General features: G+C 45.3%; 10 protein-coding genes. 4 read left to right on the top strand and 6 right to left on the bottom strand.

Annotated features, from left to right (window positions below; all coding sequences use genetic code 11):
• Positions 1-5: 5 nt before the first annotated feature.
• The 5 genes from uhpB to R8N49_RS07645 form a co-directional block, all read right to left on the bottom strand.
• On the bottom strand, positions 6-1,508 hold the full coding sequence (uhpB, locus tag R8N49_RS07665) for a signal transduction histidine-protein kinase/phosphatase UhpB (protein ID WP_170893244.1): 1,503 nt from the start codon (positions 1,506-1,508) through the stop codon (positions 6-8).
• A complete protein-coding gene (uhpA, locus tag R8N49_RS07660; protein ID WP_005376090.1) occupies positions 1,508-2,116 on the bottom strand; it encodes a transcriptional regulator UhpA in 609 nt (202 codons plus the stop codon). The genes uhpB and uhpA overlap by 1 nt, the downstream gene beginning before the upstream one ends.
• Positions 2,117-2,254: 138 nt before the next feature.
• Positions 2,255-3,649, bottom strand: coding sequence for a hexose-6-phosphate:phosphate antiporter (gene uhpT / locus R8N49_RS07655; RefSeq protein WP_021707729.1), 1,395 nt, complete (start codon positions 3,647-3,649; stop codon positions 2,255-2,257).
• A 405-nt stretch (positions 3,650-4,054) separates the two neighbouring features.
• A complete protein-coding gene (fdhD, locus tag R8N49_RS07650) occupies positions 4,055-4,885 on the bottom strand; it encodes a formate dehydrogenase accessory sulfurtransferase FdhD (protein ID WP_047101073.1) in 831 nt (276 codons plus the stop codon).
• Positions 4,886-4,938: 53 nt separating this feature from the next.
• Positions 4,939-5,823: a LysR family transcriptional regulator gene (locus tag R8N49_RS07645; RefSeq protein WP_054730252.1), complete on the bottom strand. Its 885-nt coding sequence runs from the start codon at positions 5,821-5,823 to the stop codon at positions 4,939-4,941.
• A 667-nt stretch (positions 5,824-6,490) separates the two neighbouring features.
• Between R8N49_RS07645 and R8N49_RS07640 the strand changes: the two genes are divergently transcribed.
• Both R8N49_RS07640 and R8N49_RS07635 read left to right on the top strand, forming a co-directional pair.
• A complete protein-coding gene (locus R8N49_RS07640; RefSeq protein WP_318189908.1) occupies positions 6,491-8,815 on the top strand; it encodes an FdhF/YdeP family oxidoreductase in 2,325 nt (774 codons plus the stop codon).
• Between the two features lie 195 nt (positions 8,816-9,010).
• Positions 9,011-9,487 carry a DM13 domain-containing protein gene (locus tag R8N49_RS07635; RefSeq protein WP_005376099.1) on the top strand — a complete coding sequence of 159 codons (477 nt, stop codon included), beginning with the start codon at positions 9,011-9,013 and terminating at the stop codon, positions 9,485-9,487.
• Between the two features lie 198 nt (positions 9,488-9,685).
• On the opposite strand, the gene R8N49_RS07630 is transcribed toward R8N49_RS07635, so the two are convergent.
• The gene (locus R8N49_RS07630) at positions 9,686-10,135 is read right to left on the bottom strand and encodes a YkgB family protein (RefSeq protein WP_005376100.1); all 450 of its coding nucleotides are present in this window, start codon (positions 10,133-10,135) and stop codon (positions 9,686-9,688) included.
• Positions 10,136-10,282: 147 nt separating this feature from the next.
• Between R8N49_RS07630 and R8N49_RS07625 the strand changes: the two genes are divergently transcribed.
• Both R8N49_RS07625 and R8N49_RS07620 read left to right on the top strand, forming a co-directional pair.
• The gene (locus tag R8N49_RS07625) at positions 10,283-11,083 is read left to right on the top strand and encodes a PhzF family phenazine biosynthesis protein (RefSeq protein ID WP_031781164.1); all 801 of its coding nucleotides are present in this window, start codon (positions 10,283-10,285) and stop codon (positions 11,081-11,083) included.
• Positions 11,084-11,222: 139 nt separating this feature from the next.
• On the top strand, positions 11,223-11,921 hold the full coding sequence (locus R8N49_RS07620; protein ID WP_053349909.1) for an aspartate/glutamate racemase family protein: 699 nt from the start codon (positions 11,223-11,225) through the stop codon (positions 11,919-11,921).
• Positions 11,922-11,975: the final 54 nt, after the last annotated feature.

Here is an 11,975-nt window from a genome sequence, read left to right as displayed (position 1 = left end):
TTGAGTTACACCTTAGGTAAAGTAATGCTGATTTGTGTGCCGATCATTTGATCGCTGGTGGAGTAGATAACGATTTTTCCACCTAACGCGTGCACACGCTCTTGCATGCCGCGAACGCCCATGCCGTTCATGCTGTCCTGAACTTTGAAACCGACACCATCATCGTGAATCATCAGTGACACCGCAGCTTCTCCAATTGTCAGTTCAATATTGATCAACTGCGCTTCTGCGTACTTGGCTGCGTTATTCAATGACTCTTGGCATAAACGGAATAGGGTGACTTTGAGTGTGTCACTCAGGCTGGTGTAATCGCCTTGCCAGTTCAGTTGAACATTCGTTCCGTGATTGGCGAATTCCATCTCTCGCGTCAGTTGCTCGACGGATTCTTTCAAGTCCAAATCATCCAGCATTTTGGGTCTTAGCTTGCTCAACAGTCGCTTAGTGGTGTCGTACACGTTGAGCGAAAGCCCTTCGATCATGTCCGCGCAACCAACGCGTGTTTCTGCGTTGTTCACTCGTTTAATGATGTTGGCTTGTGTGCGGATTGCCGTGATGTTCTGTCCGATTTCGTCATGTAGCTCGCGCGCAATATCGCGTCTTACCGATTCTTCCGCTTTGATAAGCTGGCGAGACAAATTCTGATTGCGCGCAAGTTCGCCGCGCAGTTTGTGATTGAGGTCTTTTTGTTTCTGAACCCCTAAGCCGAGCATAATGCCGGTGATGGTTTGCGCCGAGAGAGATAATAACAAATCGGTGATTTCTAGATTTGATACGCCGCTACGAGCCGCAATCAGCGCTATGCTGTTGAGCATGGTGGCGAGCAGAGCACCTTGCCAGCCGTAACGCAGAGCAAGCACGATGATTGGAATCGCCATACAAAATGGCGCAAATCGTTTTAGCTCTTCAGGCAAGCTGGTTTGCACCAAAATACTGCCGATCAAAAGTAGCGCATAAAGCACGATATGACGCACCTGAAATACAACGGCATTACTAAGTAGGAGAGAGCTAAGCGGAGACCAACGACTTTGGAACAAATAACTCCATAACAAGTAGCACATAGGCACCACGAGCAAGCCTCCAGAAATGCTAGCCAGCCATACCATGTAAACCGAAGGAACGTGAAAACCAACGGCCATCACATTAATAAACGCGTTAATGATAATGACTGCGCTCATCACGGCTAAATGGCGGTTTTGGTCTCCGTAGTAGTATTTTTTCGCAATCAGAGTGACCGGGATACTGGCAATGCTCGCAATCAGCACGGTAAGCCACTGCGGTTGACCCAGTAAGATCGCAAGTGCGATGGAAAGTCCCCACTCCGAAAGGTAAATCGTCGGCCAATAAGCGGTGCGAGTGTGCAGGGCGACACCTAATCTTAAAGCGAAAGGAAACAATAAGATCGCCAGTTCGGGATCATTGACAAAGTAATAGGCAATCACCCATAAGCAGAACCAGGCGCAAGCCATAACAAATAGTCCGCAAATGGTGGTAACAGCGTAAGCTCGCATTAAAAGGACTCTTGAGAAAATAGTTTGGCGAGCTCAACGTTGTTTTTCACGCCGAGTTTGTCGATGGCATTCGCACGATGCACATGCACGGTCTTGTGGCTCAAGCCAAGCTCTGCCGCGACAGACTTTACATCCAACCCGGTCGCAAGTAGCTGACATACCTCGTTTTCACGTTTTGTCAGTTGGCATAGAGAGGTGGTGTTGTCGCTAGGCGTTGCAAGTTTAAGTGCAATATCTGATGTGAGGTAACAGCCGCCAGAAGCACTGGTTCTCACGGCTTGAATAAGTTCGTCTGGGCTACAGCGTTTACTAAGATAGCCTTTTGCACCTAGCTTTAGTGATTTTTCCACCATCGCAGGGGAGTCATGCACGCTAAGCATCACGCAGGCAATGCCAGTTGGTATTTCGCTAAGAAAGTTTAAGCCGCTTTCATCTGGCATGGAGATATCTAGGATGACGACATGAGGGTGTACCGCAGGCAAGCCTTTGCGCGCTTCGGCGACAGAGCCGAATTCACCGACAACGGTAATATCACTTTCTAAATTTAATAATTGTGCGAAACCTGAACGCACGATGACGTGATCATCAACTAGAGCAACATGAATCATTATTACAACCAAATAGAGCAGACGACTAACAACAATAAGCTCCAACAGGAGCCAATAGAAAAACCTTTAATGATACTGAATTGATCAACTCATTTTAATGATCTTGCGCGCTTTACCGAAGTAAAGCGCGCAGAGAAGCTAGGCTTGGTTTTGTGCAAGTTGAAGCTTCTTCGCGTGTCGAATCTTCTTCTCTTCCGCGATAGCGACGAAAGCAAGCAAAACAATACAAATCATGGCGGAGGTATCTAGAGCTGCGAAGGTACCTTTCCAACCAGTTAAGCCGAAGATAGGTGTACCGTCTGCAATCATACCGAGACCAAGTTTCGCGAAGCTGTCACCGATTAGGTAAGCGAATGTACCTTTTACGCCGTCAGCCACACTGATTGCTTTTTTAGGGACAAAACCAACCGCGGCAACACCGATAAGAAGTTGCGGACCAAACACCAAGAAGCCCAATACAAATAGAGAGGCTAAGTACATGAACTCGCTAGTGGCGTGTTGGTAGAACTCAAGCGATACGATGATCAAACCAAGAGATACACAAGCAACCAATGCGCGGCGACCGTTTGCTAGGTCAGACAGGTAACCCCACATCAAAGTACCCACAAGCGCACCGACTTCGAACAGAGTAAAGCCAGAGATTGCCGTTTCTTTTGACAGACCAAGTTCTTGGTACGCGTATACCGTTGACCATTGGTCGATACCGATACGAACGATGTAAAGGAAGATGTTGGCAAAGCAAAGTAGCCAGATAACTTTGTTTTTAAGAACGTATTCAACAAAGATTTCTTTTTTGGTCATTTGGTTTTCTTCAGCGGCGGTGTCTTCTTCACTCACTGCTTCATCGAAAAGTTCTTCTACTTTACCTAGACCGTAAGCTTCTGGAGAGTCGCTACCAAAGCGCATACCGATAAAACCAACGATGATCGCGATGATAGAAGGGAACACGAACATGCCGATTACGTGGCCGTCGAATAGGTAGTTGGCACCGAAAAGAGCAACACCCGCTGCGCCCGCACCACCAACGTTGTGTGACATGTTCCACAAGCCTAGGTAAGAGCCGCGTTTGTTACGAGGTGTCCATTTTGTAATGGTTGAGTAACTAGAAGGGCCACCAGTACTTTGGAAGAAACCACTCAGAGCGTAGAAAGCCACCATCAAGAACAGGCTTGCACTACCGCCGCCCATGCTGAAGCTGAAACCAAGCATTGCAAGACCAGAAAGGATCAGCATAAAAGGGAGGAATTGCTTGGTGTTCTTACCGTCAGCGTAGTAAGAGACAACGGTTTTACCGATGCCGTATGTGATGGAGAAGCCAAGGCCAATAAGACCTAGGTCTGTCATGCTCAAACCGTAAGTTGAGATCATGTCGTTTTGCGCGACATTGAAGTTCTTACGAATCAAGTACATGGTTAGGTAGCCGATAAATACGACCAAGTAAGATTGGATGAACGGTTTAAACCACATCTTTCTTCTAACTTCGACAGGAAGATCGAGGGTCGGCTTCCGCACCTGTTCGAGGAATTTTAACATGATGAACTCTCTTGTAATTGTTTTAGAAACACAACGGAGGCCGTTATGCGCTCTTGTTACCTTTGACTGAGCGGAATTCTAGAGAGTGGTTTTGTGAGGCACATGAGATGGTTGCCTAGATCGGCTAGGAAAAATTCCTAGAAATGCCTAGGAAGGCGGAAAAGCGTGAAAAGAGTCACACAAAATCCTTACTAATTTATGGGTTTTTGACTGGTTTCTTATCGGATTGGAAAGCGTTCAAATGCAAGCAGGTTAATATACGCAAGCTTAGTGCTGACAAGGGGTGAGTACGTTTGGTTGGAAGAATAGTGTCTCGTTGCTAGCTATCAATCGCGAATGAGAAACAAACAACAGAGACCCAGAGGTCTCCGTTAGAAATATTAGGAATTCGGCTAGGTTGACGTGTTAAGGCGCAGGGCTGTATAGACGCGGCGAGCCGTATTTTGGCAAGTGAATTAGGTTCAAATGGTTTCTTCTTGCCCATTCGACGGTTAACGCTGTCGGTGCAGATAAGCAAACCAGAGTGGGGATACGCGCGCGAACGGCTTTGTGGATCAACTCTAAGCTGCAACGGCTTGTCATGATTGCGAAGCCACTTTGAGGTTCGATGTGATTGTTGGCCAATGCGCCAATCAACTTATCTAGCGCGTTGTGACGGCCGATGTCCTCTCGGCACAACTTGATGTTGCCTTGTAAATCTGAAAATAAAGCGGCGTGTAGCGCGCCAGATTCACGTGCGGCTTCTTGATGCAGTGCGACTTTGTCTCGCAGCCCTTCGAATACATCGGAGCGCGGAGGAAGAGACGGTGTTAGCGGTGCTAAATCAGGCAAAGCTTGTTCCAGAGCCTCGACGCCACAAATGCCGCATCCGGTTGTGCCTGCAAGATTCCGACGTTGTGTTTTTAGCGCCCAGAAAGCGCGGTTGCTGATTTCTACTTCCGCATAATGAGATTCGTGATCGCCACCAATTTCAATGTCTTTGATCTCTTTGAAGTCGTGGACGATGCCTGTGCTTAGGCTAAACCCTTTCACAAAGTCTTCCAGATGGCCTGGCGTCACCATCATGACCGCTTGGCTAATGCCGTTATAGCTGATAGCTAAAGCTGACTCACTCGCCAGCGACATTTGTTGCACTGGGCGGCCATCAATCAATTCTCGGTAATTGAACGCACTTGGTTGAGGTGGTGCTTGATTGAAATCGGACAGTTCAAAATAAGATTGAGTAGTACATCTCATGAAATCACCTCATAAGCCGTTATGTATGCCAAAAATTGACGTGTGGGTTGTTGTTATCGATTGAATATGTTCTTCGCTTCTGCGAAGCACTGATCGGTTAGCGCGGAGAAGGGTTCTTGTTTTCGCTTTAACAAACCTAGCGGGGCGTGAACGGCGGCTTCTTCGATAGGGATAATGCGAAGCGTATCGTTCAACTCTTCTAATCCACAGTTCAGCGGCATAATGGCGCAACAAAGGCCACTGGTTACTGCTTGGATCAAGTGAAAGGTGGAGTTACTTTCAATGACGGTTTGCGGAACCAGCCCTTTACTCACAAAGCTAAGATCAATTGAGTGGCGATAGTGCATACCCTTCGAAAGCAGCCCTAGCGGAATGTTATTGAGTGACTCCCACAACACTTCAGATTCGGCAAAATCGAAATGACGCTCATCGAATAAAACGCCAAGTTTGGTCGAGTATAGCTCGATAACATCGAAGTAAGCGGTGTTGACTTGATCGACATAACACATCCCCAAATCAAGTTGATTGCGATTGAGTTGGTCTATGATCTGTTCGGTCGTCATGGAGAGTATTTGAAAGCGTAACTCAGGGAACTGTTGAGCTAATGGTTTGAGCAATTCCATCGGGTTTTGGCTGGCGAGTGGCACCATTCCAAGCCGAAGTGAACCGACCAACTGACCACGGCAGTTAGCAGCCTCGGCTTGCAGTCCATCATGAGCGGCTAAGACGGTTTTCGCCCAAGCTAAAATGCGTTCTCCTGCTTCAGTAAACCCTTCAAATCTTTGACTTCTTTGGATTAATTCGAGATCGAGTTCTTCCTCTAAGCTTCGGATTCTCATGGACAAGGTAGGCTGCGTAATGTGGCACAATGCGGCGGCTTGACCAAAGTGTTTGGTCTGTTCAAGTGCGATGAGATATTTAAGTTGTTTGATATCCATAATGGCTTGTTAACCTTGCGTTGTGAGTCACATGTACGGGGGGAACTCCCTAAAAAGGGCACAGCACTACCGTACTTTTTAAGCGCTGGAGCGTTTTAACTGGGGAATGGAAAACCAAAACCAAGTCAAGAATAAAACCTCACTCAAAATTGATCTGAATCAAGGCTATTCCTGATATTAATTAGGGTCAAATTTAAAGTATCTATAGTGTGATAGATATTATCTATTATCAAGAGTGGCGATTTTATTGAGTTCGTTAAGCGAACTAGGTGGAATCGGATGGGAAAACGATTAACCTCATAAATTGTATTGATTAAAAATGTGATGACCGTCAGTGGAAAAATTCGTCATAGATTTTGTTTATCACTCGGTCAGGATTATCAATTGGACGCATATTGAATAACGACTTAATCTTTGATTTAGATCAAGACGCAACAATGCGCATTGAATCTAACAGTCTTAGAAGCAGTAGGCGGGTATCCGATATCAAGAATCTAGATAAGTAAACGCTCGGACAAGCGAGAGCATGTTGAGTGGTTACTTATTTGGATTAAAAAATACATGGATTAGAAACTAAGCCCTTCAATACTTCCGCATTATCTCAATAAATAACGCGCTTGTTTTCACGGGCACCCTGCTTGCTGGTATATCTGCGAGGAGTAAAGTCGTGAGCCAAAAAGAACAAATAAAAACATACAAAGGTCCAGCTGGTGGTTGGGGTGCACTGAAAGCCGTAACCAGAAGTTGGTGGGGCAGTGAAAATGCAGTTAAAAACATTCGCACTATGCTCAAAACCAACCAAAATGGCGGTTTCGACTGCCCTGGATGTGCATGGGGCGAGTCGCCAGATAGTGGTAAAGTCAATTTCTGTGAGAATGGCGCGAAAGCGGTAAACTGGGAGGCGACCAATCGTCTGGTTGATCCTGAGTTTTTTGCCAATCACAGCGTTTCTTCTCTCTCAACGCAAACCGATTACTGGTTGGAATACCAAGGCCGTATCACGCACCCAATGCGATACGATGCTGAATCCGATCACTACGTGCCAGTCTCTTGGGATGAGACTTTTGCACTTGTCGCGAAACATCTCAATCAATTGGATTCACCACACCAAGCTGAGTTTTATACCTCTGGTCGTGCAAGCAACGAAGCGGCGTTTTTGTATCAGCTATTTGTGCGCGCATTCGGTACCAATAACTTTCCAGATTGTTCCAACATGTGCCACGAAGCCAGTGCTATCGGGATGAAAGACACCATTGGCGTTGGTAAAGGCACAGTGATCTTTGATGATTTTGAAGAAGCTGATGCGATTTTCGTGATTGGTCAAAACCCGGGTACGAACCACCCACGAATGCTTGAACCTCTGCGTGAAGCGGTAAAACGTGGAGCACAGGTTATCTGTCTAAACCCGCTGAAAGAGCGCGGATTAGAGCGTTTCCAAAACCCACAGATGCCGATTGAGATGTTGAGTAACGGTTCAGAGCCTACCAACACGGCGTACCTGCGTCCTGCTTTAGGTGGAGACATGGCAGTGTTTCGTGGCATCGCGAAATTCTTGTTGCAATGGGAACGCAAGGCATTGCAAAACGGTGGAAAAGCGGTATTTGATCGTGAATTCATCAAGCAACACACAACAGGTATTGATGAGTATTTGGCTGAAGTGGACGCAACCTCTTGGGAACACATCGCGGAACAATCGGGTCTTGATTTAAGTGAAATCGAGATGGTGGCGAGCATGTATCGACGTGCAGAACGTGTGATCATGTGTTGGGCGATGGGGTTGACTCAGCATCGTCACTCTGTGCCAACCATTAAAGAAGTCGCAAACGTGCAAATGTTACGAGGTAACGTTGGTAAGCCGGGAGCGGGGCTTTCACCAGTGCGTGGTCACAGTAACGTTCAGGGCGACCGTACGATGGGCATTGATGAAAAACCTTCAGATCTGTTGTTGGATCGCATTGAAAGTCGATTTAACTTTGACGTCCCGCGTGGTGAAGGCCACAACACTGTGCAAGCCATTAAAGCGATGGAAGAAGGGCAAGCGAAAGTATTTATCGGTTTGGGCGGCAACTTTGCACAAGCAACGCCAGACACAGAACGTACGCACAACGCGATGCGAAACTGTAATTTAACCGTACACATTTCGACGAAGTTAAATCGTTCTCACCTTGTCACAGGTAAAGATGCGCTTATTCTTCCATGCTTAGGCCGTACCGAGATTGATCAGCAAGCGACTGGCCCACAAGGCGTGACGGTTGAAGATACCTTCAGCATGGTACATATCTCATTTGGTCAGCGAAAACCGCGTTCGGAGCATTTGCGTTCAGAACCAGCGATTATTGCCGGTATTGCCAATGCTACACTCGGGGCAAAACCAATTGATTGGTTGTGGGCGATTGAAGATTACGACCGTATTCGCGATTTGATTGCAGACACGATTCCGGGCTTTACCGACTTTAACCATAAGCTTAAACACCCGGGTGGATTCCACTTGGTAAACCCAGCTGCCGAGCGTCGATGGAATACACCAAGCGGCAAAGCACAGTTCAGCTCTAGCGAGTTGCCGAAGCAGTTGATCAGCGAAGCGATACTCGAAAAAGGCCAAAAGCCAGATTTGATCTTGCAAACCATGCGCTCACACGACCAATACAATACGACACTTTACGGCTTGAATGACCGTTATCGTGGAGTATTTGGTATGCGCGAAGTGCTGTTTATCAATGAAGCGGATATTCGTAAACTCGGTTTTGAACCGGGCGACAAAGTGGACATGGTGTCATTGTGGGAAGATGGCGTTGAGCGCCGTGTGAGCGGATTTACGCTTGTTGCCTATGATGTACCAGCAGGTCAGGCGGCGGCTTACTATCCAGAAACAAACCCATTAGTTCCTTTGGACAGTTATGGGGATAGAACGTTTACGCCAACCTCTAAGTTTATTGCGATAAAATTGGAAAAATCGACATCCGATAAGATCGCTTTGGTGGAAGCGGAATAGTGACCAAACCGGCACAACGACATTTCCGATAAGCAAACGGCTGATATTAATTATCAGCCGTTTTTAATTGCGCTCAGTCTGCATTTAGTGCGCATAGCTTGTGTATAATGTTAATGACATTATGCTGCTCGATAATAGACAGATAAGGCCGATTTGAATCTAATTTCAAGTAGTAAAACTAATAAGAAGATGCTTATGACCTTGAAAAATATAATTAAATTAACAATCAGTCACTTAGTGGCAGTTTCTATTGGCATTGCGATAGGTATCTATACTTTACCGATCCTTATTGCACCACCTGCGCCGACCGATGAACAAGTTGCTAAGAGCAAGCAAGGTGCAGAATACAGCGCAGTGTTTAAGAGGGAACTCAAAGGTAGCGACGCTTTTCATTGGGGAGAGGGAGAAATTCATTTGAGTTCTGAAGTCATTACGTTGGTAGGAAAACTCGCTCCCGGACCAGACTATAAACTCTATCTATCTCCTAAGTTTGTCGAAACGGAACAAGAGTTTAATGACCTTAAATCTGAGATGAGCTTAATTGGTGATGTCAAAACGTTCGATAACTTCGTTGTTGAGGTTCCTCAAAGCACTTCAATTTCTGAATACAATACGGTTGTTGTATGGTGCGAGACATTCGGTGAGTTCATTACTTCGGCAAAGTATCAATAAACCTTAGCAGTAGAGTGAAAGGCTTTTCTTTTCACTTTACGCTAGGATGTTGTTTCGCATAATTAAGAGGCAAAGACTCTTAAACACTCTAAATTTAAGAGCCTTTGTTTAGAGTTATTGACAGAACCATTCGACCTGTAAGTCGTTTGCACCTTTCAGGCTACGTTCTGGAAAAACAAGATTTCGAACTATTTAGAGTTATTCTCTGTTTGGCTTGTTTCGTTCGATGACGCTAATCGCAATGGCTAAAAATAGAATATCTTTTACTAAAAAGAAGTTTGTCACCAAAACCCCATCAGACACTTTCCATGTATTCGGTGTCGTAATTAGAAAGCTGAGTGTCGCAAGAAAAATAATTGCGGCGGCTATGCCAGAAAAATAAGCGACTCGTGTGTTTTTAAGGCCAACGATTAATCCAATAGCGACAATGATTTCTGTTGCGCCAATGATGTTTGATACGGCTTGAACTGACATCACATCATACAACCAACTCATCAGAAAATGATTTTCAACGAGCGGTTGTATAAGCTTGGCCTCTGTAGGTGTGAATTTATAAATACCAATCCATATTAGAACTAAAGAAACGCCGAAAACTCCGATAAGATATCCAATTGAGTCACATTGATGATGGCTTTTTACGTTTTGCATAATTAACTACATTCTCCTGTTTGTTAGCGCTTCCAACAAGACCTATAAGGTTGGTAGAAAATTTCATAGGTTTTTTTCGCTCAAACAACAGATATTAAAAATCACGTGATACAGAATTACGTGTTTGATAGAACTTAAGGATATTTCGTGGAAGTTAAAATTTTTCAGGTTGACTCGTTTACATCAGAGGTTTTCAAAGGTAATCCCGCGGGTGTTTGTATCACAGAGTCAAGCCTTGATGAGGAAACGATGTTGGCCATCGCGGCCGAGATGTCGTTATCTGAAACGGCATTTCTGTCACTCAGTACAATGCAACTTCGTTGGTTTACACCGAGGACGGAAGTTGCTTTGTGTGGACACGGCACACTTGCAACGGCGCACGTTCTGAAAGAGCAGGGGTTATATAATACTGGAGATACGATTGAGTTCGTTACGCTATCTGGGGTTTTAACTGCACAACTCGATCATGAAGAAATTCATTTGGTGTTTCCTGCTCCAACTTTAGATATGCGAGCTAGTATTAACAAAGACTTACTTCATGGTTTGGGGCTAGATGCCGCCAATGTAGTCGCCTACGGTCAGTTTGATAATAAGCAGTTGGTCGTCATTAATGATGAATTTGTGCTTGAACAGCTCGACCCTGATTTTGGTGCGCTGCTTAAACAAAAAGGCCGTGGCGTCGTCATCACTGCTCAATCAAGCACTGACGCCGATTTTGTCTCTCGATACTTCGCGCCTTGGGTAGGTGTTAATGAGGACCCAGTTACAGGCTCTGCACATTGCGCTTTATGTGTTTACTGGGCTAAAGAGCTCAACAAAAAGCAACTGAAAGGCTTCCAAGCCTCCAAGAGAAGTGGGGTCGTCCATACAGAGTTGTTAAGCACTGAGCACGTTAAGCTTTCTGGAAATGCAGTAACGATATTGCGAGGATATATGAGAATCGCGTAGCGGTCCTTGTGGGAATGATTTTATTTTCGTGTTACCCAATGCTCAATAGTGAAGACGCTTGAATGCTGCTTATTTAAGTGGCTGATTTTTTTTGTAAAAACCCCCCTGGCACGGTGGTGTATAACGATTGGAGAGTTATATGAAAACTATCGGTCTTCTAGGTGGTATGAGCTGGGAGTCGACGCTTAGTTATTACAAATTGATCAACGAAGGAGTCAAAGAGGCGTTAGGCGGCCTAAATTCCGCAAAAATTTGTATGTATAGCGTGAATTTTTCGGAGATAGAGAAACTTCAACATCAAGGTAAATGGGAAGAAACGGCAAGCATTCTATCTGATGCTGCATCTTTAATAGAAAAAGGGGGCGCTGACTTCATTCTTATTTGTACTAACACAATGCACAAAGTTGCGCCTCAAATTGAAGCCAGTATTAATATCCCCATACTACATATCGCAGACGCGACTGCTGAGTTACTTCGTGAGAAAGGGGTTCAAAAGGTCGGACTCCTTGGTACTCAATTCACAATGGAGCAAGACTTTTATAAAGGAAGGCTTTCCGACCGTTATGGGCTTGATGTCGTCATTCCCGATCAAGACGACCGCTCTAAAGTACATAACATTATTTATAAAGAGTTATGCCAAGGTGAAATCAAAGAGGAGTCAAGGACGATATACTTGCAAATTATTGAAAAACTAAAAGAGCACGGAGCTGAAGCTGTGATTCTCGGGTGTACTGAAATTGCCTTACTTGTAAACCAAAGTCACACCGATGTTACACTACTCGATACCACTTCTATCCATGCTCAAGCAGCAGTCCGTTTGGCAATTGAAGGTGAATGATCTACGCTTTCTTTCCTGCAAAAAAAGAGAAAACCAAGCACGTGGTTTTCTCTT

Source organism: Vibrio sp. 1978, assembly GCF_033344345.1.
Note: the sequence above shows the minus strand (reverse complement) of the source record. Positions and strands in the feature narration are given on the sequence as shown.

Excerpts from the sequence above, each read along its gene's own strand:
- R8N49_RS07635 (WP_005376099.1), top strand. The coding sequence starts at position 9,011 with ATGACCTTGAAAAATATAATTAAATTAACAATCAGTCACTTAGTGGCA.
- R8N49_RS07645 (WP_054730252.1), bottom strand. The coding sequence starts at position 5,823 with ATGGATATCAAACAACTTAAATATCTCATCGCACTTGAACAGACCAAA.
- uhpA (WP_005376090.1), bottom strand. The coding sequence starts at position 2,116 with ATGATTCATGTTGCTCTAGTTGATGATCACGTCATCGTGCGTTCAGGT.
- R8N49_RS07620 (WP_053349909.1), top strand. The coding sequence starts at position 11,223 with ATGAAAACTATCGGTCTTCTAGGTGGTATGAGCTGGGAGTCGACGCTT.
- uhpB (WP_170893244.1), bottom strand. The coding sequence starts at position 1,508 with ATGCGAGCTTACGCTGTTACCACCATTTGCGGACTATTTGTTATGGCT.
- R8N49_RS07630 (WP_005376100.1), bottom strand. The coding sequence starts at position 10,135 with ATGCAAAACGTAAAAAGCCATCATCAATGTGACTCAATTGGATATCTT.
- uhpT (WP_021707729.1), bottom strand. The coding sequence starts at position 3,649 with ATGTTAAAATTCCTCGAACAGGTGCGGAAGCCGACCCTCGATCTTCCT.
- fdhD (WP_047101073.1), bottom strand. The coding sequence starts at position 4,885 with ATGAGATGTACTACTCAATCTTATTTTGAACTGTCCGATTTCAATCAA.